Origin of the sequence: Aneurinibacillus sp. Ricciae_BoGa-3 (genome assembly GCF_028421645.1) — a bacterium.
Lineage (GTDB): Bacteria > Bacillota > Bacilli > Aneurinibacillales > Aneurinibacillaceae > Aneurinibacillus_B.
Genome location: NZ_CP116887.1, coordinates 4515726 through 4538287, shown reverse-complemented (window position 1 = coordinate 4538287; position 22562 = coordinate 4515726). Strand labels below are relative to the sequence as shown.

Genomic DNA, 22562 nt, shown 5'->3' with positions numbered 1-22562 from the left:
ATAGGGTTAGAGCCGCAAACGGCGAAGTCAGTAGTAGCCGGTAGCCAGCAGAAAGGCTTTGGCCTGTCTAAATTGTGAATAATCTTTATATAAACTGCTCTAAAAGTTAACATTCTATTTATCTTCTATTTACACCTTATTGATAGAGTTATTAACGGAACAACTCTAACTGATAAAAGGGGATGGATGTAATGAAGTGTAAGGGCAACAAGCGTAAAAAAATGATTGCTGGAATTGCACTGGCAACAGTGCTGGTTGGTTCTAGTACAGCATTTGCCGCTTCTATGATGGTGGCCGGCCCGCAGGGTAATGGTACAGGAGTTACACCTAACCACTGGATGTTAACGCCCGCAGGAAAACAATTAAACTTGGGGAATAAACCTTTTGGCGCTGCAGTAAGTCCAGACCATCGGTATCTAATCGTTTCAAATGATGGATCTCCTAAATCCTTGCAAGTAGTAGACTTACAGCAACAAAAGGTTGTTTCTGAGGTAAAACCCCCAGAAGGACTTTACATAGGAGTAGCTTTTAGCCCGGATGGAAAGACCGTGTATGCATCCGGAACAAAAAATAAAATCGCGGTCTTCAATTTTGACAATGGAGTTCTTAAAGAACAAAACCCTATTGTCATGAAAAATGCCGGCAGCAATACAACTTATTCACCTGCAGGAATATCAGTTTCTGCTGATGGGAAGACGCTGATTGTGGCTAATAATCTAAATCAATCGGTTTCACGCGTTGACCTTGCAACAGGCCAGTTGACCGCAACGACTCCGGTTGGGAAAAATCCTTATATGCCGCTCATCACTAGTGATGGAAATACTATCTATGTAAGCAACTGGGGAGAAAGCAGTGTAAGTGTATTAGACGCGAAGGATTTGACTGTGAAAAAGTCGATCCCAGTCGGGTTACATCCAAATGCGATGATCCAAAATCCTGTAAACGGATTGATATATGTAGCTAATTCGGATAGTGATGAAATTTCAGTGATTAACCCGGATACACAAGCGGTGGTTAAAACCATTTCTCTGTCTCCTTATCAGGGTGCCCCGACCGGGAGTCAACCTAACGCTTTGGCCGTTAGCAAAGATGGAAACACCCTTTATGTTTCTAATGCGGGAAATAATGATATTGCTGTCATTGATTTAGGCGAAGAAAAGGGTAAATCAGAGCCAGCGATCAAAGGACTCATACCAACAGCGTGGTATCCTTCAGGTGTTTTCCTTAGCGAAGATGGAAAACAGCTCATGGTCTTGAACGCTAAAGGACTTGGAGCAGGACCAAATGCACAACACCAGTATATTGGCAGTTTAATTAACGGAACGATGTCTTTTATTGATGTTCCCGATAACCAAAGTTTAAAGAAATATACAAAGCAAGTTGAAGAAAATAATCAAATGGATAAAACGGAAGGCTCTGGCTGGCTGAAGCAGCTAGAGGGAAAGAAAAGCGATCCAATTCCACGATTTGCGGGTGGAAAGTCTCCTATTAAACATGCTATTTATGTTATCAAAGAGAATCGTACCTATGATCAGGTGCTGGGTGATTTAAAGAGAGGAAATGGTGATGCAAGTTTAACAGAATTTGGGCAAACCATTACCCCTAACCAACATAAGCTTGCGACTCAATTTGTAACCCTGGATAATTTTTATGTGGATGGAGAATGCAGTGCAGATGGACACGATTGGACTACTGCAGCTAAGGCGAATGATTATAAGGAAAAAGGGTACAGGGCGTCCGATCATATCTACGATTTTAGAGGGCAGGATCCTGCAGACTATTCGAAAGAAGGCCATTTATGGAACAACGCGGCTAAGTCGGGTGTTTCTTTCCGAAATTATGGTGAGTTCATGACTTTTAATAAGACGCAAAACCAGTGGACACCAACAGATAGTACGATGCAGAATAATTATGATCCTCTTTATCCCGGCTGGGATCTGAATACGCGTGATGTTGTACGTTACAATGAGTGGGAAAAAGAATTTAAGCAATTTGAACAAAATGATAACTTACCACAGCTTGAAATGGTGTATCTACCGAACGATCATACATCTGGCACGACGGCCGGCAAGCAAACACCGCAGGCAATGGTTGCGGAAAATGATTATGTTCTAGGCAAGCTTGTTGATACCGTAAGTCACTCGAAATATTGGAAGGACACAGCGATTTTTGTCGTAGAAGATGACGCACAGGCTGGCCCCGATCATGTGGATGCCCACCGAACAATCGCACAAGTTATTAGTCCCTATACGCAAATAGGAAAAGTAGATAGTACTTTCTATGATACTGCCTCAATGATTAAGACTATGGAGTTAATTTTAGGTATGAAACCAATGAGTCAATTTGACGCTGCAGCAACACCCATGCTAAATGCTTTTACCAATCGTCCAAATTTAGCCCCGTATGCGGTGGAAAATCCACAATATCCAATTGATGCCATAAATGGCCAGAGTACACCAGCGGTAGCAGTCTCCAAACCGTTGGATTTTTCAGCTCCAGATGCAGCGAACACTGATGAGCTTAACCATCAAATATGGAAAGCAACGAAAGGAAACAAGCCCTACCCTGTAAAGGGATAACAACATTTTATAATTTAACCATGTGATGCATTACACCCCTAAAGGGCATTGGATATTCCTAGAGGAATTCCAATTTCCTATAGGGGTGTTTTTGGATGAAAGAAGCAGGTGCAGTGGAAACATTGAGACAGGGTATTTCAAATTTTCAAATCTACAAAATGAAAGGTATGTTGGTCCCCTTTCAGGAAATGAACTGATAGCCTATCGACTGGCTTCAAAACTGCACTTACCGGCTGCCCGCGTGGAAGCGGCAACGATTGAAGGGCGGCTCGGTGTTGTATCACTGGCACGACCTGAGCCTCGACTATATAGTTGGAACCAATTAAATAGACAGATCGACCGTAATATTTCAAGCTTTATTGTTCGACCCGAGAGATTGCTCAAAATGTTTGTTTTTGATGTTTGGATTTGTAACATTGACCGGCATGGGAGAAATTTGATTGTTTATCCGGTAGGGGGAAAAGAAATTGCATACAATTGTGCAACAGTGGATCAAAGATTACAAAAAAACTCCAGAATCATAATCTGCTAGGGTTATATGTTTGTTCATTAGTTTCTGAACACCAAAACATCTTTTTTATTCACAAGAGGGTTTTGGTGTTCAGCATGAGTTTCTTCGGTACCCAGAGTTTTCCCACTAAAAATGTGCCAAAAACCATGCGTTTTCGCGGAACAATGGTATAATAGTGTAGGGTTTTGGTGTGGAATGGTGTCATTTCCTAGGCAATAATTGCGGAATCGCGTGAGATAAACGCGAAATTAATAGTAGTTTGGGTGATATTTTTGATAGAAATGCAGGATGTTTGGAAAACGTACCCGAACGGTACGATTGCGCTGCAGGCGATAGATGTACATATTAAAAGCGGCGAATTCGTGTATGTTGTGGGTCCCAGTGGAGCAGGGAAATCAACTTTTATCAAATTGATGTATCGGGAAGAAAAGGCCTCAAAAGGCCAGATTGTGCTGAACAACTTTCAGATTAATAGATTAAAAGAAAAGCAAATACCGCTTGTCCGGCGGTCGATAGGCGTTGTATTCCAGGACTTCAAGCTTCTTCCCAAGTTGACAGCCTATGAAAATGTCGCATTTGCTATGGAGGTTATTGAAGCGCCTCCCAAGGTTATCAGACCGCGTGTCATGGAAGTTTTAGAGCTTGTAAGATTGAAGCACAAAGCCCGCTCTCTACCAGATGAACTGTCTGGCGGCGAGCAGCAGCGCGTTGCGATTGCGCGGGCAATTGTCAACAGTCCGGGCATTATCATTGCGGATGAACCGACGGGTAACCTCGATCCAGAGACCTCGCTCGACATTATGGACATTTTCCAGAAGATCAACCGGCAGGGAACCACAGTGGTCATGGCTACACACAACAGAGAAATTGTGAACAGCAGACGAAAGCGCGTTATTGCTATTGAAGGCGGCCGTATTGTTCGCGATGAGCAGAGAGGGGAATACGGATACGATGAATAGCGTAACTTTCAGGCGCCATTTTCGCGAAGGTGTCCGCAATCTGCGACGAAACGGCTGGATGTCTTTCGCTTCTATTAGTGCTGTAACGATAACCCTGCTTATTCTGGGTGTTTTTCTTTTAATTGCTATGAACGTTAACTACCTCGTATCGAACGTGGAGAAACAAGTTGAAATACGGGTGATGCTCGATGTTACGACGAGCCGAACGGCCGCTATGGATATTGGCAATCAAATAAAAGCCATTCCTGGCGTTGGAACGGCGACATTTGTATCGAAGGAGGAAGGCCTGGCCGAGCTCAAAAAAAGCTTCGGCAGCAACGGATCGGTACTTCAGGGTTTAGAGAAAGAAAATCCGCTGCCAGATTCGTTTACGGTTAAGGCCAGTTCGCCTCAGCAGACGGGTACGATTGCCGAAAAGATTCAACATATCCAGGGCGTAAAGAAGGTCAACTACGCCCAGCAGACTGCCGATAAACTGTTTGCGATCACCAGCGTGATTCGCGTTGTGATTATCGCCTTTATCATCGCGCTTGCGTTTACGGCCATGTTTTTGATATCGAATACGATTAAGCTGACCATTGTCGCGCGGCGCAAAGAAATAGAAATTATGAAGCTTGTTGGTGCCACCAACAGCTTTATTCGCGGCCCATTCTTTGTAGAGGGAGCGTTTATGGGAATTGGTGGAGCTCTTCTGCCGATTATCCTGCTTTTACTAGGTTATGATTACTTAATCAATCTATTGAAACAGCAGCTTTCCCTTTATTTCATAGATTTGCTGCCCTTATATCCGCTAGCTTTCCAGATTGCACTTATCCTACTGGGCATAGGGGCGTTCATAGGGATATGGGGGAGTATCATGTCCGTGCGCCGTTTCTTGCGCATCTAAAAATATAGAAAACTCGGGAGGAACGAATGAGAAAGAAGAAAGTCCTGATTCCACTTGTGACGACGATGGTTATGGCCGCACTTCTGCCTGTAACAGGTTATGCAAACCAAATCTCCGATGTTTCTAATGAAATACAGCAGATTAAGAAACAGGCTGCAGCCAAGAAAACGAATGCCAATGCGATCAAAAATCAAATTGACGCCGTAAAACAGCAGCAGCAGAATACCAAAGATGACATTATGAGCCTGGATTTAAAAATGAACGATACACAGGCAAAAATAGATGACTTAAACGGACAGATCAAAAGCGAATCGGCTAAAGCGAAGCAGGCGGCCAAAGATCTGCAGGCAGCGATGGACCGTGTCGCCAAGCGGGACGGGCTCTTGAAAAGCCGGGTCAATGCCATGTATGAAGGAGGCAACATCTCCTACCTCGATGTGCTGATGGGATCCCAGGGTATTTCTGATTTTATCAGCCGTCTTGATGCCGTGCAGTCTATTGTGGATCAGGATGTCCAAATCCTGCAGGATAATAAACATGATCGCGATACGATTCAGCAGAAGAAGCAGCAGATTGAAGCTAATCTCGCGAACCTGAAAAAATTAGAAACGAATGCGCAACAGCTTGTTGCCACATTAACCGAGCAAAAGAAAGAGCGGCAAAAGATACTGGCCGATCTACAGAAAAAAGAAGGCACTCTGGAAGAAGCAAAAGCAGCTCAGGAACAGGCGGCACTCGATCTCGTTAACCAGCTCCAGCAAAAAATCGATGCACAGCGCCAGGCTGAAGCACAAGCTGTCCAGGCAGGCGGCGGCTCGTACACACCTCCTGTCCAGTACACCGGCGGTCGCTTTGCCGTTCCGGTTCCTGGAGCGGTTATTTCTTCCCCGTTTGGATGGCGGGAACATCCGATCTTGCACACCCGCAAATTCCATGATGGGGTAGACTTTGCAGCGCCTGAGGGCACAACCATTGAGGCGGCCGCGGACGGCGTGGTTGCATCAGCAGGCTATATTAGTGGATATGGAAACGCGGTTGTTATTTATCATGGAAATGGAATTAGTACGCTTTATGGACATATCCGCAATGGCGGGATTAAAGTTTCCGAGGGACAAAGCGTGAAAGCAGGCCAGAAAATTGCAGAGGTTGGCAGCACCGGCATGTCCACCGGCCCGCACTGCCATTTCTCTGTTATCGTAAATGGCCAAAAAGTTGATCCGATGAACTATTTACGATAATCCAACAATTGATAGATATATTATTTCTAATTTTGTCATATACTACTTGTTAAAGTCGGATTAGCATAAAGGTGGTGCTGTCGATGTTAATGAAACGTCGTACGCTTTTCTTAATCATTCTCGTGACTGTATTATCGACAGGCATCCTTACTCTTGCGGGCGTTAAAATCTATGGACAAGTCTCGGGGCGGCAGGTGGATTCCCAGACAGCGAAAGCAGTCCTTGGGACAGGTGATTCAACTGGAAAAAACGCTGACCTGAAAAAGGTGATGGAAGCCTACCTGATGATCCAGAGCACGGCGCTGGAGAAAGTGGATAAGAAGAAATTGATTGACGGTGCGGTTGAAGGAATGGTTTCGAAATTGAACGACCCGTTTTCAAACTATATGAACCAACAGCAAACCAGCGAGTTCAATTCATCGATTCAATCCACTTTTCAGGGGATTGGCGCGGAAGTCACACTGAAAAACGGCAAGGTTACAATTGTTTCGCCGTTTAAAGGCTCTCCAGCGGAAAAAGCTGGCCTGAAGCCGGATGATCAGATCGTTAAAGTTAACGGTTCTTCCACGGAAGGTTTAAACCTCAATGAAACTGTGACCAAAATTCGCGGCCCTAAAGGTACAAAAGTTGTCCTGCAAATCATGCGGACAGGGCTCTCCAGCCCGATGAGTGTCTCCGTTACGCGTGATGATATACCGATTGAAACGGTTTATGCGGATACCGTTACGAAAGACGGCAAAACGTTCGGGAAAATTGAAATCACCCAGTTCTCGGAGAATACGGCCAAGCACTTCCACACGGAACTGCAGAAGCTTGAGAGCAAGCATATTGCCGGTCTCATTGTAGACGTGAGGGACGACCCGGGCGGCCTGCTTAACGCGGTGTCAGCGATAGGCAATGAGCTTATTCCGAACAAGGGAATCATCCTCCAAGTTCAGTATGGTGACGGCCAGAAGCAGATTTTCCATTCTCAGCTTCAGAAGGCGCCATTCCCGGTTGTAGCCCTGATTAACAAGGGAAGCGCCAGCGCCTCGGAAATATTGGGTGGGGCTCTGCAGGACAACGGGTATAAGCTTGTCGGCACACAGTCTTTTGGCAAGGGTACCGTGCAAAGTACAATCCCGCTCCAGGACGACAGCCAATTAAAGCTAACGGTAGCGAAATGGCTGACACCTAAGGGCAGATGGATCCACAAAAAAGGGCTTACGCCAGATGTGAAAGTGGACCAGCCGGAGTACTTTAGTGCCGCTCCGCTTCCGGCGGGGAAAGAGTTGAAGCTGGATATGAACGGAGCCGATGTTCGGAATCTGCAGGTCATCCTCAAGGGCTTAGATCTTGCTCCGGGACGATCCGATGGTTATTTTGACAACGGCACGATGCAGGCGGTGAAGACATTCCAGAATCAGCATTCTCTTCCTGGGACAGGGGTGGTAGACGCAAAAACCGCTCAAAGCCTTCAGGCGGAAATTGTGAAACGGATTAAGGATCCGAAAAATGACCTGCAGCTGCAAGCGGCGATCGATGTGCTTGCTCAATCGGCAAAATAACCAGTTTGCAGGGATCATACCGATTCATGTCGAAAAGATAAACCACGGCCTTTTCTGTGCCGTGGTTTATTTTGTCCTATGAGAAACTATATGTTTCTTTAATCGTTATACTGGTTCGGGATGGGGACCACTAGGTCCCTCTTTTATGGAAAGTTTATTGGCTTCACAGTGTTGAAGTGCCTTGATTCATTTTTTAAATGGGACCTCCGGTCCCGAAACACCCAAAAAAAACATCGTGAGGCGCATGTCCGCACCTTTCTTTCCCCCAGGCCGAAAGGTGTGATGTTGGACCTAAACGGTATAAAGGAACCTAAGGCCATCGCCTGCGCTTACGCTTGCCGCCAGCCAAGATTCCCTAATGCCGGTCCGCCCGTCGTACCACAAAGCGGCCGTATAAACTTCTGGAAAGAAGAGAGCGGCATGGCCCGCGATGTTTTTCTCAATTTGCAACTAGAGGGGAGAATTCGATTGGACATCTGGTCAATTCCTCGTTTTTTTATGAACCCGGCCTTGTACGTTTTTATCGCTTTTATTTATCTTTTATTCCGGCGGCAGGTGCTGCTGGAGCGGAGGCTTTTTCACGTGCGCATAACAACAACGCGGGCTGAAGTGTTTCGATCGATCGGATTTGGCCTTGTCGGTGGCGTGGGAGCCTCTGTTGTGCTGCTTGCTTTCGGCGTTTCTTTAACATATAAAGAGCTTTTATCCCTATGGGTGATAAGCGGGGTCCTGGCCCTTATCCATGCCCGTTTTCTTAGCTTTTCCTATGCGGGAGGGCTGCTAGGTGTTCTTGCCTTTGTGGTGCCGCTTTTTGAGGGGATGCATTCGCCGCTGATTGGGTGGGCTGCTGATTGGCTAGGTGCGCTTAACATTCCGTCCATCCTGGCGCTGGTGAGCATTCTACTTATGGCAGAAGGGCTGCTGGTGCGTTGCCAGGCCGAATCTGGCGCTTCACCTGTGCTCGTCGCTAGCAAACGTGGAAGGATAATTGGTGCGTTTCAGTTGAATAGGTTGTGGATGATGCCGCTTTTAATATTCACGCCCGCTGCCTCAGGCGGGTTTGACCTGCAGCATCTGCCTGGCTGGTGGCCGTGGTTTTATGCGGGCGCTGCGTCGCTCAGCCTGCTGCCTATTCCTGCTGTTATTGGCTATCAGGATACGGCCACAACCGTGGCTCCTGGTGAAAAAGCGCGCCAGGCTGGAAAGGTTATTTTTCTTTATGGATTGGGTTTGCTTATGATTGCGTACGCGGCAAAATATTGGATGCCGCTCGCCCTCATAGGTTCGCTGGGTTCATTCGCTCTGCCTGAAATGATGAGATACAACAGCAGACAGAAGGAAAAAATAGAAAAGCCGCTGTATGTGCAGGCGGGCAACGGGGTGAGAGTTCTGGCTGTTATTCCAGGAAGCCCGGCAGACTTAATGGAGATCGTAACAGGGGACGTTATTATTAAGATAAATGGTGTTCGTGTTGTGACCAAAGACGATATTTACCCCGCCTTGCAGCAACAATCCGCTTTCTGTAAAATGGAAGTAAAAAATCGGGACGGAAATATCAAATATGTACAGCGCTCCTTATATCAGGGAGAGCACCATGAACTTGGCGTTATTTTAGCTCCTGACATGTCAGCAGCGCAATATGCTGACGTCAGACGGGCAAGCATTTTTGACTTGTTCCGAATCAAATTGAATTCGATTCAGGGAACAACAGAAGTCCGTCCAGACGAACAGCATCAAGGGCTGGAACAGCAGGGAAAGGATGTATCTCTTTGATTCTCAAGTTTATCATTGCACTCATTCTGCCATTTATTCTGGTAGCCTTAATTTCGCGCATTTCGTTGAATATCTGGGTTGGCCTTATCGCTTCGCTTGGTATTCTAATGGCTGCATTTAATGGGGCTCATCAGCCGATATCTGTCATTTTGCTGGGTGTGGTCTCCGGATTGGCAGGAGCATGGTTCGGATCCAGACTCATTGAGAGAAAAAATCGCACGCAATAGCAGGAATCATGCTTTAGAGCCGCCTAACAAGGAGGCTCTTTTTTGTAAATAAGCGCGGCATGTCCGCGATGTTTATTCTTGAGAACGTAGGTTCGAAAATTTAGCCGGGGAACATGTTTTCGTATAGTGAATGTGCTATAATGGATTGCAGCATCTTATGAAGACTCCCCCACTTAGTTCCTTCGGACCTTGAAGTCGGGGTTTCTGATCTCACAAGACGAATGGTTTGGGCGAAGAAAGGGTTGCCTTTCTTCTCACACGTCGCAGTGTGCCAATCCCGCCCGCAGGAGCGATCAGCAACACGAACGGTTTTCTTTCGCCGACCGCAAACCGGGCAGGTTTGCCCATGCGCCCTGCCGGGCGCGAAGATAGCGGTGGCAGACCGATTGGATACACTGGCTGTGCATCGGGAACTGTTTTTTAACTGTCTTCTGCAGAGTGGACTTGTCGATCCAGATTCCCGTTTGAAGGTGATGCGCACGTGCTTCATCAAGGCATCTGTTCCAGACCTCAGCCGACAGCCGGTTGAGTGCAAACAACGCATCTACCGTCGTTTTGGATGCAAGAAACGGTACTTTTTGGGTGCGATACATGAGGTAGCCTCTATTCGTATGGGGATATCTACCTATAGTATACCACAAAAGCAAACGAACGTATGGACGATTCATCCCCCACCCACGATAATAGTGTTGAGGAAAGGGTCTTCTCGCCGACCATGTTAAAAAAGGATGGGTGAACAAGTGGAAAAACTGGCAAAAAAATTTGAACTGGCGTCTGAGTACGAGCCAAAGGGAGATCAGCCTACAGCCATTAAGCAGCTGACTGAAGGCATCTTTAACGGCCGCAAACACCAGACATTGCTTGGTGCGACAGGCACGGGGAAAACCTTTACGATGGCACAGGTTATTTCGAAAGTAAACAAACCGACGCTTGTCATCGCCCACAATAAAACGCTGGCTGCCCAGCTGGCGAGTGAATTTAAAGAATTCTTTCCGAACAATGCGGTTGAGTACTTCGTCAGCTACTACGATTATTATCAGCCTGAAGCTTACATTCCGCATACGGATACGTATATAGAGAAAGACGCAAGCACGAACGACGAGATAGATAAACTGCGCCACTCCGCAACGAGTGCGCTTTTTGAACGCGACGATGTGATTATCGTGGCCAGCGTTTCCTGTATTTACGGTTTAGGTTCGCCGCAGGAATATGCGTCGATGCTTCTTTCGCTGCGCCGCGGCATGGAAAAAAGCCGGGACGAAGTGCTGCACAAGCTGATCGATATTCAATATGACCGCAATGACATTAACTTTACGCGCGGTACGTTTCGCGTTCGTGGGGATGTCGTGGAAATCTTTCCGGCGTCTAACAGTGAGCATGCGATGCGGGTTGAGTTTTTCGGGGATGAGATCGAGCGTATTACAGAAATTGATACGCTGACAGGTGAAATCATCGGCGAACGGGAGCACGTAGCCATTTTTCCGGCTTCCCACTATGTTACCGGAGCCGGCAAGATGCAGCAGGCTATTAAGAGCATCGAAGCCGAACTGGAAGAACAGCTGGCGAAGTTTAAAGCGGAAGGCAAGCTGCTCGAAGCCCAGCGGCTTGAACAGCGGACACGGTATGATATTGAAATGCTGCAGGAGATGGGCTTCTGCTCAGGCGTTGAGAATTACTCGCGCCATCTGACCGGCCTTCCGGCGGGAGCGCCGCCGTACACCTTGATTGACTATTTTCCAAAAGATTTTCTTATTATGGTGGACGAATCCCATATTATGCTGCCGCAGATTCGCGGGATGTATAATGGGGACAAGGCGCGTAAGGATATGCTGATTACCCATGGCTTCCGTCTGCCGTCCGCCGCAGATAACCGGCCATTAAAATTTTCGGAATTTGAGGATCATGTAAACCAGATCGTGTATGTATCGGCTACGCCTGGCGATTATGAGCTGGAGAAAGCACCCGATGTGGCTGAACAGGTCATCCGTCCCACAGGTCTGCTCGATCCTACCATTGATATCCGTCCAAGTAAGGGACAAATTGATGACTTGCTCGGGGAGATCAATGAGCGCATCGCCCGCAATGAACGGGTGCTTGTGACCACATTGACAAAGAAAATGTCTGAGGATTTGACGGACTTTCTTAAAGATGTCGGCATCAAAGTCAATTACCTGCATTCAGACATTAAAACCATTGAACGGATGCAAATTCTTCGCGATTTGCGGCTTGGAACATTCGATGTGCTGATTGGAATCAACCTTCTGCGGGAAGGATTGGATATACCGGAAGTATCGCTTGTTGCTATTTTGGATGCAGACAAGGAAGGTTTTCTCCGCAACGAACGTTCTCTTATTCAAACGATCGGCCGGGCTGCGCGTAACGCAAACGGCCATGTTATTATGTATGCGGATAAGATGACCCGCTCGATTGAGGCGGCATTAAGTGAAACGAACCGGCGCCGGGAGCGCCAGATTGCTTATAACGAAGAGCACGGCATTACGCCGCAGACCATTCAGAAGTCGATTCGCGATGTGATTGAGGCGACGAGGGTTGCAGAGGATTCAGAGGACTATCTTCCGAAGAAGGCTTACAGCAAGCTGACGAAGAAAGAGCGCAAGGATCTCATGATGCGCATGGAAGAAGAAATGAAGGAGGCAGCCCGCCAGCTCGATTTCGAGCGCGCAGCCGAACTTCGCGATTTAATTATGGAGATGAAAGCGGAAGGATGATAAGAAGCCGATGAGCCGCGAAAATATAGTAATCAAGGGCGCCCGCGCCCACAATCTTAAGAATGTGGATATAACGATTCCCCGCGACAAGTTTGTTGTGTTAACCGGCCTGTCCGGTTCGGGGAAATCCTCGCTTGCTTTTGATACCATCTACGCCGAGGGACAGCGGCGTTATGTGGAATCTCTTTCCGCGTACGCCCGCCAGTTTCTTGGTCAAATGGAGAAGCCGGATGTAGATTCCATTGACGGTCTGTCACCGGCTATCTCGATTGACCAGAAAACGACCAGCCGCAATCCCCGTTCAACGGTGGGTACGGTTACTGAAATTTACGATTACCTGCGCCTGCTGTTTGCGCGCATCGGCCACCCGCACTGCCCGGTGCATGGGATCGAAATCACGTCGCAGACGATTGAGCAGATGGTCGATCGCATCATAGGTTACCCCGAGAAAACGAGGCTGCAAATTCTCGCTCCGCTTGTGCAGGGGCGCAAAGGTGAACACAAGAAGCTCATTGACGATATCCGTACGCAAGGCTATGTTCGTGTACGAATAAACGGCGAAGTGCGTGATTTGTCCGAGACCATTGAGCTGGAGAAAAATAAAAAACACTCTATTGAAGTTGTCATTGATAGGATCGTTGTAAAAGAAGGAATTGAGGCGCGCCTCGCCGATTCACTCGAAACTGCCCTCCGGTTAGCAGATGGCCGGGTGCTGGTAGACGTTATGGGTGAAGAGGAACTTCTCTTCAGCCAGAATCTCGCCTGTCCGATTTGCGGTTTTAGCATTGAAGAGCTGGAACCACGGATGTTCTCTTTCAACAGTCCATTCGGCGCCTGCCCAACATGTGATGGGCTGGGAAGCCGACTTGAAGTCGATCCAGACTTGATCGTGCCACACCCGGAGAAAAGCATTGAGGAAGGGGCGCTTGAACCGTGGCACAACTCGACGTCTAACTACTACGAGCAGATTATTGACTGTGTGGCGAAGCATTATAAGATCGACCTTAATAAGCCATTTGAAGAGCTGACAGAGAAACAGCAAAATGTCCTGCTTTTCGGAAGCGGCAGCGAGAAGCTTCATTTCCGCTACAAAAGCGACTTTAGCACGAAGATCCGCGACACATATATGGTTTTCGAGGGCGTTGTGCATAATGTGCACCGCCGTTATCGGGAAACCGGGTCCGAACAAATTCGTGAGCAGCTTGAAACGTATATGAGCCAGAAGGATTGCCCGGCCTGTAAAGGACACCGCCTGCGTCCTGAATCGCTTGCTGTGCTCATTAACGGGCAAAATATCGCGTATGCAACGGATCTGCCTGTTGTGGAGGCTCTTGCGTTTTTTGATGGGCTAACGTTGACGGAGAAGGAAACGCAGATCGCCCGGTTAATTTTAAAGGAGATCAAATCACGCCTTGGCTTCCTGGTGGATGTCGGCCTGGATTACTTAACGATGAGCCGCGCTGCAGGCACGCTTTCCGGAGGGGAAGCACAACGCATTCGGTTAGCGACCCAGATCGGTTCCAGCCTGATGGGTGTGCTGTATATCCTGGATGAGCCAAGCATAGGCCTGCACCAGCGGGACAATGAACGTCTCATCAAGACGCTCAGCCATATGCGCGACCTCGGCAATACGCTCATTGTGGTCGAACATGATGAGGATACGATGCTTGCTTCCGACTATATCATCGATATCGGGCCGGGTGCCGGTATGCATGGCGGCGAGGTGGTAGCACAGGGCACGCCGCGGGAAGTCATGGACAATCCCAAATCGCTTACGGGCCAGTACTTAAGCGGGCGCAGGTTTATCCCTGTACCGCTGCAGCGGCGTGAGCCGAACGGCAAATGGATTAAAGTGCTGGGTGCGAAGGAAAACAATCTGAAAAACGTGAACCTGAAAGTTCCCCTCGGTGTTTTCACCTGTGTTACCGGCGTATCTGGCTCAGGCAAATCCACCCTGATTAATGAAATCCTGCATAAGTCGCTTGCCAGGGAACTAAACCGGGCCAAGCAGAAACCCGGCGCTTATCGGAAGCTGGAGGGCCTGGAAAATCTTGAAAAGGTGATTGACATTGATCAGTCGCCAATTGGGCGAACCCCGCGCTCGAACCCGGCTACTTACACCGGTGTATTTGACGACATCCGCGACTTGTTTGCGCAGACCAACGAAGCAAAAATGCGCGGCTACCAGAAGGGGCGGTTCAGCTTTAATGTAAAAGGCGGGCGCTGCGAAGCTTGCCGCGGGGATGGCATTATCAAAATTGAGATGCATTTTCTCCCTGACATTTATGTCCCTTGTGAAGTCTGCCACGGCAAACGTTATAACCGGGAGACGCTGGATGTAAAATATAAAGGCAAAAACATTGCGGATGTACTGCATATGACGATTGAGAACGCGGTGGATTTCTTTAAAAACATTCCGCGCATTAATCGCAAGCTCCAGACGCTGTTTGATGTAGGGGTTGGCTATATGAAACTCGGCCAGCCTGCAACCACGCTTTCCGGCGGGGAGGCGCAGCGCGTGAAGCTTGCCTCCGAACTGCATCGCCGCAGCAATGGCAAAACGCTCTATATTCTGGACGAGCCGACAACCGGTCTGCATGTGGACGATATTGACCGACTGCTGAAAGTGCTGCAGCGGCTCGTAGATAACGGGGATAGTGTGCTCGTTATCGAACATAATCTGGATGTGATTAAAACCGCTGACTATGTCATCGATCTCGGGCCTGAGGGAGGCTATCGCGGCGGTACCATTGTGGCTGAAGGAACCCCTGAAGACGTGGTAACTGTTCCAGAATCGTATACAGGCCGTTTCCTAAAACCTGTTCTCGAGCGTGATCGCAAGCGTTCCGAGGAAAGGGTGAAGCTGCACGCTTCAGCCCAGTAGAACGATACACGCGGCACAGCGAATTACAGGCTGTGCCGTTTTATGTGTTAAAATGGAACAAGACTGCCAATAGAAGGGGAGAGCATCCTTTGAGAAAAACATATGTTCGAGATATTGTTCAGCATTTCCACTGGAAGGTGATAAGCGGTCAAGACGGTCTGATGCGCGAAGTCACCGTAAGTGATATTAGCCGTCCAGGTTTAGAAATGGCCGGATATTTTAACTTTTACCCGTCGCAGCGTGTCCAGCTTCTGGGTCGATCTGAGCTGAGCTTTTATTACACACTCCCGAAGGAAGAGCGGATGAAGCGAATGGAAGCGCTTCTTGGTGAGGACACGCCATGCATATGTGTCGCGCATGGGTCAGAGGTGCCTGAAGAGCTGATCCAGTATTCGAATGAGAAGCAGGTACCTGTTCTTATGACGACGCTGGCTACTACTAAATTATCAAGCAAATTAACCACCTATCTTGAAGGGCGGCTAGCCCCTACTACCACCATACATGGCGTACTTGTGGACGTATATGGCGTCGGTGTGTTGATTGTTGGCCAGAGTTCCATCGGAAAGAGTGAAACGGCACTTGAACTAGTGAAGCGAGGCCACCGTCTCGTAGCGGATGACGCGGTAGAAATCCGGCGGACACAGGAAAACCAGCTGGTTGGGAGCGCGCCTGAACTGATTCAGCACCTTCTGGAAATTCGTGGGCTTGGGATCATTAATGTGATGACACTATTTGGCGCGGGTGCTGTGCGCACCTACAAAAGTGTCTCGCTTGTGATTAGCCTGGAAATTTGGGATCCGCAAAAGATGTATGACCGGCTTGGATTGGATGAAGAAAAAATGGAAATCCTTGATGCCCATGTTCCGCAAATTACTATTCCGGTACGCCCTGGACGAAATCTGGCTGTTATCGTTGAGGTAGCCGCTATGAACTTCCGCCTGAAACGCATGGGCTACAATGCCGCGGTCCATTTCAGCAAGAAGTTAACGGATACAATTGAAGAAGCAGTTGAAGATATGTAACAAAGGAGAAGAATAGATGCTTAAATATACGCACGTCTTGTTCGATTTGGATGGCACACTCATTGATACGAATAACTTAATCATTACTTCTTTTTTGCATGCGCTGGATAAATATTTTCCAGGTAAGTACACAACTGAGGATATAATCCCGCACATGGGAAAAACTCTTCATGACCAGATGGCTATATTTGGTCCGGACCGGGTAGAGGAACTGGTACAGGTATATCGGGAGCATAACGAGCAGGTTCATGACGAATTGGTAAAAGAGTTTCCGAATGTTTTGGAGACCATCGAAGAATTAGCTAAGCTGGGTGTCAAAATGGGCATCGTAACAACCAAACAGCGCAAAACAGCCGAAATGGGCCTCAAGCTGTTTGGGTTGGACAGATTTATGGATACGGTGGTGTGTTTTCAGGACACAGTGGAGCACAAACCGCACCCTGCTCCTGTACTAAAAGCAATGGAGGCAATTGGCGCTGTACCGGGAAGTACGCTAATGGTGGGGGACAGCCAGTTTGACATTGGAGCGGCCCATAATGCTTCCATCGATTCCGCAGGTGTTGCCTGGAGTTTAAAGGGCGCCTCTTTTCTGTCCACCTTCCACCCTACTGTTATTTTACAAGATATATCTGATTTGATTCAGGTTGTGAAAAATCCTGTAAACAGCTGAGGAGTGCGGGCATGACAAAACGGCAAACCGAGCGTTACCCTGTTGAAGGGCCTAATTCCCTCTGGCAGCTCTATAAGACGGTCAGTTTCTGGAAGGTTGTCAAATGTTTTGCGGTTGCTCAAACAGCCCGGTATGTACCGTGGATGTCTCTGAAAAACTGGATGTACAGGCGCTTGCTCGGCATGAAAATCGGCGACCATACAGCCGTCGCGCTGATGGTGATGATGGACACGATGTTTCCGGAGAGAATCTCGATCGGCTCGAACAGTATAATTGGGTACAATACAACCATTCTGGCTCATGAATATTTGATCACTGAATACCGGCTGGGCGATGTCCGTATCGGTTCGCGGGTTATGGTTGGGGCGAACTCCACCTTGCTTCCCGGGATTTCTATAGGGGATGGTGCGATTGTGTCGGCAGGCACGCTCGTAAACCGCGATGTACCAGCCGGAGCTTTTGTCGGTGGCAACCCGATGCAGATTATCCGCCTGGCTGATCCTGTACAACAGACGTCACGAACTTAATTGTATCTGGCGTACTAACTATCACGTACATACCATAAGGAGTTATGAAATGCTTGTATATAAGGATGGCGCTGTGGCAAGCGTCGATACGAGAAAACCTGATGAGGGGGAAGTTGGCTTTCTCCAGCTTTTAAATCCTACGGATGAAGAAATTCAGCGGGTGGTGGGTGAGATGTACGGCTGCCATCCTCTCGTAGTGGAGGACTGTGTGTATGTAAACCGGCAGCGTCCTAAGCTGGATATGTACAACGACCATGCCCTTGTGGTTTTCTTCAGCATGAAAGAAAACTGGGCTGCACGTCCTTTTGCTATGGTCATCGGCAAAAATTTTGTCATTACGATTTGCAAAAAGGAAATTAGCACACTGGATAGGGTTCGCAAAGAATTTGTGGAAACGCCGGAAAAGATGCGGCAGCCAGGCCTCATTGTGTATCATCTGCTTGACCGCTGTGTGGACGAGTACATGACGGTTGTGGATGGGGTGGAAGAAAGGCTGGAACAGATGGAAAATAAGCTGTTTGCCAATCCTTTTGAAAAAGTGGGGCAGCGGATTTTCAACATGAAACGTACTTTGCATAAGCTGCGCCGGCTTTTTGTTGAGGAAAGGGACGTAATCGGGATGCTGATGCACTCCCAGTTTCCGTACATAAAAGATGAGACGAATGTGTACTTGATTGATGTGGCTGACCACCTGAACCGTGTGGTTGACTCCATTGACACGTTTCGTGAGTCATTAAGCGGTTTGATTGAACTGCAGGTTTCCTTAAAAGGCGACCGCATGAATGAAATCATGAAAACATTGACTGTAGTCAGCACATTCTTTCTTCCGCTTACGTTTATCGTGGGGCTGTACGGAATGAATCTGAAAGTCCCCGAATTCCAGTGGAAGTACGGCTACGCGTATGTGTGGGGACTCATGATTACGGTTGTTCTTGGCATGGCCATTTATTTTAAACGGAAAAAGTGGTTTTGAATCAACCAGCAGGCGACTAGTGGAGGCTGGTAAAAATCTTCTTCCAGTTATTCACGGACTGTGTATCACTGTCACTGTCAAGATTGCGCAGCCTTAAGTGCCATTTGTAAATGATCGACAGAATCCTCAGAACGGAAATAACGACAAACAGCACAAATAATTGGCCGGAATTATCTGTCTGTATCCATCCTTCACCAAGGATCAGGCCTACGATTAACGCCCATACCGCATAAATCTCCTGGGAGAAAAGGATGGGCTTTCTTCCCGCCAGTACATCCCGGATGATTCCTCCGCCTATTCCTGTTATAACCGACGACAGGATGATACCACCGAGGGGAAGGTTCAGCTGGATAGCAAAAATGGCTCCCTGTATCGTAAAGGCTGATAGCCCAATGGCGTCAAAAAAGTCATTCCAGCGGTTCCAGGAAGTAATCCATTTCCTTGGAAGAAAATAAATAACCGTAATGGCAACGAGTGCTGTCTGCAGCAGGATACCCTGCTCCCAGATCGGTTTAATCGGAACGCCAATTAGCAGGTTGCGTATAATCCCGCCGCCAAAAGATGCTGTCAAACCCAATATATAAACACCAAAAACATCATATTTTTCCTGCAGGGCAACAATTGCGCCGCTGAATGAAAAAGCAATAATCGCTATGATGTTTAAAACATTCCATTCCACTGCGCTCACCTTTTCATGACAATTATTTGAAAACACACGTTTTATAGTATAAATCCATAGCCTCTTTTTGTTCTATGTGCAGGATAAAGAAAGTATCCTACTATCTTTGTTGATTTCCACAAAAAACAGTGCGGCATTTAATTAAATAACGCTAAAAGGTTGACGATTTCTTTTACCTCATGGTAGACTACATTCAACAAATGCTTTAGTTCGCTACCAAGCTAAAGCGAAAGACTGGAGTGAAAACAGATGTCAAAGCCTCTTGGATTTGAGAAACCGCTTGGCATGCGTGATGTGCTGCCGAATTCGCTCGAAAAACAACGGTGGCTGGAAGCCAGGCTTAAAAGCTGCATGAAGCAGTGGGGGTACCGCGAGATTTCAACCCCTACCCTTGAATATTACGATACAGTGGGAGGCGCGAGCGCCACCCTTGATAATAAGTTGTTTAAACTGCTCGACAGGGAAGGCAAGACACTTGTGCTGCGTCCGGACATGACGGCTCCAATCGCCCGTGTCGCCAGCTCGCTCTTAAAAAATGAACCGCTGCCGCTTCGCTTGATGTATACGTCTAATGTATTCCGGGCACAGGCGAATGAAGCGGGCCGCAATGCAGAATTTGGCCAGACGGGGGTCGAATTAATCGGATCCGGTTCAGTTGACGCAGATGCGGAAGCGCTGGCTCTCGCGATTTCGGTATTAAAAGCCGCCGGGGTTGAGACGTTTAAGATTGCCATCGGCCATATTGGATTCCTTGAAGGCCTTTTTGAAGAGACGGTTCCAGAGCCCGATGATAGAGTAGCGTTAAAGGAGTTCCTCTATTACCGCGATTATGTAGGATTTAAAAAATACGTAAAGTCGCTATCGCTAAGCAGGGAAAGTGAATACCGCTTATGCGAACTGCTGACCCTCAGAGGCGGACAGGAATTGCTGGATAAGGCACAGTCCATAACGGTGAATGGAAGGGCCCGCAAAGCCGTCATTCATCTGCGTGAACTGTGGGAAGCATTGGAAGCATACCAGGTCGCCGACAACATTTTATTCGATCTAAATCTCCTAAGCAGCCTGGATTATTACACAGGCATCTTCTTCGAAGGCTACGCGGCCAACCAGGGATTTGCGCTCTGTATGGGTGGACGCTATGACGGATTGATGGCCCAATTCGGCCGCCCCTGTCCGGCTACCGGATTTGCTGTGCAAATGGATCGCTTAATGGAAGCGGCTGTTTATGAAGCCGAGAAAAAAGACAAAATTCTTGTTCTATACAGCGTGGAGAACAGAAGAGATGCGCTTGAGCGGGCAAATGAACTGCGCAGAAATTCAGATGCCATTGTTGTCACCGAGCGTGTGGAAGACTACCAGCCTGATGGCCAGCATGAGGAGTATATCGAAGTTATAAAAATGTTCAGGGAGGAGGATGCAAAGTGATGCATGCTGATGAGAAGTTGATCATTGCGATGCCGAAAGGCCGCATTTTTGAAGAAGCGGCAGATTTGCTCCGGCGCGCTGGTGTGCCTCTCCCGCCAGAGTTTGACGACTCCCGCAAATTGATCGTACCGGTTCCTGAAGCAAACATGGATTTTATTCTCGCAAAACCAACAGATGTACCGACGTATGTAGAATACGGAGTAGCCGATATCGGCGTTGTAGGCAAGGATGTGCTGCTTGAAGAAGACCGCGATGTCTACGAACTGCTGGACTTGCAGATTAGCCGCTGTCGCATATCGGTAGCCGGCCTTCCTGGATGGAAGCCTACATCGTCTTCACCGCGCGTCGCCACCAAATATCCACGCGTGGCTTCGAAATATTTTCGCGAGCAGGGACAGCAGGTTGAGGTTATTAAGCTCAACGGCTCCATCGAGCTGGCGCCTCTGATTGGCTTAGCCGATCGAATTGTGGACATCGTCTCAACTGGGCGGACGCTGCAAGAGAATGGCCTCGTCGAGCTGGAAGAGATTATGCCGATCACCACCCGGTTAATCGCGAACCGGGTAAGCTACCGGATGAAAAGCAATGCGGTTGACTACGTTTATGAGAAGTTTGCTTCCATAGTAGAGAAAGGGGAGCAACGCTGATGATGCGAATCGTGGAAGCTCATAATTTTTCTACGCGGCGTGATGTCGAAACAGGTACAGAACAACAGCGGCGAGCCGTTTTGGATATTTTAGAGTCGGTAAAAAAGGATGGGGACCAGGCTGTTCTGGCCTATACAGAAAAGTTCGATGGGGTGGCGCTATCGGATATGAGAGTTTCCCAGGAAGCATGCAAAGCCGCCTGTGATAAAGTTGAACCAGACGTGCTGCAAGCGATCCGGGAAGCGGCCGCTAACATCCGCGATTACCACAGCAGGCAAATGCGCCAGTCGTGGCTGACCACTAAAGAATCGGGCACGATGCTGGGCCAGATCATCCGACCGCTGCAGCGGGTGGGACTGTACGTACCGGGTGGGACGGCAGCCTACCCTTCATCTGTTTTGATGAATGCCATCCCGGCTCAGGTGGCGGGGGTTGAAGAGATCGTGATGGTTACGCCACCGGGTAAAGACGGCCAGCTAAACCCGGGCGTTCTAGCCGCGGCCCATGAGTTAGGCGTTAAGGAGATATACAGCATAGGCGGAGCACAGGCGATTGCCGCTCTGGCATACGGAACGGAAACGATTAAACCGGTCGATAAAATCGTTGGACCAGGCAATATTTATGTCGCGTTGGCTAAACGCGAGGTTTTTGGAATGGTTGACATTGATATGGTCGCCGGCCCTAGTGAAATTGTTGTACTGGCGGATGATTCAGCGAACCCTGCCTTTGTAGCAGCTGATCTGCTGTCCCAGGCCGAGCATGACCCAATGGCATCAGCTGTGCTCGTGACACCGTCGCGTCCGTTTGCTGAAGCTGTCAGGCAGCAAGTAGAAGTGCAGGTAAGTACGCTCCCGCGCCGGGAGATCGCGGAAGCATCGATACGGGATTACGGTGCAATATGCGTGGTAGACAGTCTGGACAAGGGTTTTGAGGTCGTAAACCGACTCGCGCCCGAGCACTTTGAATTAATGGTCCGCGAGCCAATGGATCATCTGGGTAAAATAAAAAATGCGGGCGCTATTTTTATCGGTCCATACAGTTCGGAGCCTGTCGGTGATTATTTTGCGGGACCGAACCATGTTCTGCCTACGAATGGCACAGCGCGGTTTTCTTCCCCGCTTAATATAGATGATTTTCTGAAAAAGTCGAGCCTTATTGCCTACAGCCGTGCTGATTTTTTGGCCAATGGCAGCAAAATCACGGCTTTTGCGCGGCAGGAGGGCTTAGAGGCGCATGCCCGGGCCATCCAAATACGGCTTGATAACGAACAATAAGGAGGACAACGA

General features: G+C 48.3%; 18 protein-coding genes. 16 read left to right on the top strand and 2 right to left on the bottom strand.

Annotated elements, in window-relative coordinates:
• The first annotated feature begins 191 nt into the window (after positions 1 to 191).
• From PP175_RS23155 to PP175_RS23125, 7 genes are all read left to right on the top strand, one after another.
• Positions 192 to 2579, top strand: coding sequence for a bifunctional YncE family protein/alkaline phosphatase family protein (locus PP175_RS23155; RefSeq protein WP_272440549.1), 2388 nt, complete (start codon positions 192 to 194; stop codon positions 2577 to 2579).
• Between the two features lie 783 nt (positions 2580 to 3362).
• A complete protein-coding gene (ftsE, locus tag PP175_RS23150) occupies positions 3363 to 4049 on the top strand; it encodes a cell division ATP-binding protein FtsE (protein ID WP_272440548.1) in 687 nt (228 codons plus the stop codon).
• The gene (ftsX, locus tag PP175_RS23145) at positions 4042 to 4935 is read left to right on the top strand and encodes a permease-like cell division protein FtsX (RefSeq protein WP_272440547.1); all 894 of its coding nucleotides are present in this window, start codon (positions 4042 to 4044) and stop codon (positions 4933 to 4935) included. Before ftsE ends, ftsX begins: the two co-directional genes overlap by 8 nt.
• A gap of 26 nt (positions 4936 to 4961) precedes the next feature.
• Positions 4962 to 6173 carry a murein hydrolase activator EnvC family protein gene (locus PP175_RS23140; RefSeq protein ID WP_272440546.1) on the top strand — a complete coding sequence of 404 codons (1212 nt, stop codon included), beginning with the start codon at positions 4962 to 4964 and terminating at the stop codon, positions 6171 to 6173.
• Between the two features lie 89 nt (positions 6174 to 6262).
• A complete protein-coding gene (locus PP175_RS23135) occupies positions 6263 to 7720 on the top strand; it encodes a S41 family peptidase (protein WP_442870495.1) in 1458 nt (485 codons plus the stop codon).
• 282 nt (positions 7721 to 8002) lie between these two features.
• The gene (locus PP175_RS23130) at positions 8003 to 9493 is read left to right on the top strand and encodes a PDZ domain-containing protein (RefSeq protein WP_272440544.1); all 1491 of its coding nucleotides are present in this window, start codon (positions 8003 to 8005) and stop codon (positions 9491 to 9493) included.
• Entirely contained in the window at positions 9490 to 9720 is a 231-nt protein-coding gene (locus PP175_RS23125) for a DUF2198 family protein (protein ID WP_272440543.1), read from the top strand. Before PP175_RS23130 ends, PP175_RS23125 begins: the two co-directional genes overlap by 4 nt.
• A 293-nt stretch (positions 9721 to 10013) precedes the next feature.
• Here PP175_RS23125 and PP175_RS23120 read toward each other — a convergent pair whose 3' ends face one another.
• A complete protein-coding gene (locus PP175_RS23120) occupies positions 10014 to 10388 on the bottom strand; it encodes a hypothetical protein (RefSeq protein WP_272440542.1) in 375 nt (124 codons plus the stop codon).
• Positions 10389 to 10469: 81 nt separating this feature from the next.
• Here PP175_RS23120 and uvrB point away from each other — a divergent pair, with 81 nt between their 5' ends.
• The 6 genes from uvrB to corA all read left to right on the top strand — a co-directional run bounded on the left by uvrB (position 10470) and on the right by corA (position 18525).
• On the top strand, positions 10470 to 12449 hold the full coding sequence (gene uvrB, locus PP175_RS23115) for an excinuclease ABC subunit UvrB (protein ID WP_272443357.1): 1980 nt from the start codon (positions 10470 to 10472) through the stop codon (positions 12447 to 12449).
• A gap of 10 nt (positions 12450 to 12459) precedes the next feature.
• Entirely contained in the window at positions 12460 to 15333 is a 2874-nt protein-coding gene (uvrA, locus tag PP175_RS23110; protein ID WP_272440541.1) for an excinuclease ABC subunit UvrA, read from the top strand.
• A gap of 89 nt (positions 15334 to 15422) precedes the next feature.
• A complete protein-coding gene (gene hprK, locus PP175_RS23105) occupies positions 15423 to 16355 on the top strand; it encodes an HPr(Ser) kinase/phosphatase (protein ID WP_272440540.1) in 933 nt (310 codons plus the stop codon).
• A gap of 16 nt (positions 16356 to 16371) precedes the next feature.
• Positions 16372 to 17025 (top strand): pyrophosphatase PpaX, encoded by a 654-nt coding sequence (ppaX, locus tag PP175_RS23100; RefSeq protein WP_272440539.1) that lies wholly within the window; start codon positions 16372 to 16374, stop codon positions 17023 to 17025.
• 11 nt (positions 17026 to 17036) lie between these two features.
• Positions 17037 to 17552 carry an acyltransferase gene (locus PP175_RS23095; RefSeq protein ID WP_272440538.1) on the top strand — a complete coding sequence of 172 codons (516 nt, stop codon included), beginning with the start codon at positions 17037 to 17039 and terminating at the stop codon, positions 17550 to 17552.
• A gap of 49 nt (positions 17553 to 17601) precedes the next feature.
• Complete coding sequence (corA, locus tag PP175_RS23090) at positions 17602 to 18525, top strand: magnesium/cobalt transporter CorA (RefSeq protein WP_272440537.1); 924 nt, start codon at positions 17602 to 17604, stop codon at positions 18523 to 18525.
• Positions 18526 to 18541: 16 nt separating this feature from the next.
• Here the strand turns inward: corA and PP175_RS23085 are convergent, their stop codons facing one another.
• A complete protein-coding gene (locus PP175_RS23085) occupies positions 18542 to 19204 on the bottom strand; it encodes a trimeric intracellular cation channel family protein (protein ID WP_272440536.1) in 663 nt (220 codons plus the stop codon).
• Between the two features lie 249 nt (positions 19205 to 19453).
• Between PP175_RS23085 and PP175_RS23080 the strand changes: the two genes are divergently transcribed.
• Genes PP175_RS23080 through hisD form a run of 3 tightly spaced genes read left to right on the top strand, consistent with a single transcriptional unit; the run spans position 19454 to position 22550 of the window.
• Positions 19454 to 20629 (top strand): ATP phosphoribosyltransferase regulatory subunit, encoded by a 1176-nt coding sequence (locus PP175_RS23080; protein ID WP_272440535.1) that lies wholly within the window; start codon positions 19454 to 19456, stop codon positions 20627 to 20629.
• Positions 20629 to 21276 (top strand): ATP phosphoribosyltransferase, encoded by a 648-nt coding sequence (hisG, locus tag PP175_RS23075; RefSeq protein WP_272443356.1) that lies wholly within the window; start codon positions 20629 to 20631, stop codon positions 21274 to 21276. The genes PP175_RS23080 and hisG overlap by 1 nt, the downstream gene beginning before the upstream one ends.
• A 2-nt stretch (positions 21277 to 21278) precedes the next feature.
• Positions 21279 to 22550, top strand: a complete 1272-nt coding sequence (gene hisD, locus PP175_RS23070; RefSeq protein WP_272443355.1) for a histidinol dehydrogenase — start codon at positions 21279 to 21281, stop codon at positions 22548 to 22550.
• Positions 22551 to 22562: the final 12 nt, after the last annotated feature.

Excerpts from the sequence above, each read along its gene's own strand:
- hisG (WP_272443356.1), top strand. The coding sequence starts at position 20,629 with ATGCATGCTGATGAGAAGTTGATCATTGCGATGCCGAAAGGCCGCATT.
- uvrA (WP_272440541.1), top strand. The coding sequence starts at position 12,460 with ATGAGCCGCGAAAATATAGTAATCAAGGGCGCCCGCGCCCACAATCTT.
- PP175_RS23140 (WP_272440546.1), top strand. The coding sequence starts at position 4,962 with ATGAGAAAGAAGAAAGTCCTGATTCCACTTGTGACGACGATGGTTATG.
- PP175_RS23120 (WP_272440542.1), bottom strand. The coding sequence starts at position 10,388 with ATGAATCGTCCATACGTTCGTTTGCTTTTGTGGTATACTATAGGTAGA.
- PP175_RS23095 (WP_272440538.1), top strand. The coding sequence starts at position 17,037 with ATGACAAAACGGCAAACCGAGCGTTACCCTGTTGAAGGGCCTAATTCC.
- hisD (WP_272443355.1), top strand. The coding sequence starts at position 21,279 with ATGCGAATCGTGGAAGCTCATAATTTTTCTACGCGGCGTGATGTCGAA.
- ppaX (WP_272440539.1), top strand. The coding sequence starts at position 16,372 with ATGCTTAAATATACGCACGTCTTGTTCGATTTGGATGGCACACTCATT.
- corA (WP_272440537.1), top strand. The coding sequence starts at position 17,602 with ATGCTTGTATATAAGGATGGCGCTGTGGCAAGCGTCGATACGAGAAAA.
- PP175_RS23135 (WP_442870495.1), top strand. The coding sequence starts at position 6,263 with ATGAAACGTCGTACGCTTTTCTTAATCATTCTCGTGACTGTATTATCG.
- ftsX (WP_272440547.1), top strand. The coding sequence starts at position 4,042 with ATGAATAGCGTAACTTTCAGGCGCCATTTTCGCGAAGGTGTCCGCAAT.
- PP175_RS23080 (WP_272440535.1), top strand. The coding sequence starts at position 19,454 with ATGTCAAAGCCTCTTGGATTTGAGAAACCGCTTGGCATGCGTGATGTG.
- PP175_RS23130 (WP_272440544.1), top strand. The coding sequence starts at position 8,003 with ATGTTGGACCTAAACGGTATAAAGGAACCTAAGGCCATCGCCTGCGCT.
- PP175_RS23155 (WP_272440549.1), top strand. The coding sequence starts at position 192 with ATGAAGTGTAAGGGCAACAAGCGTAAAAAAATGATTGCTGGAATTGCA.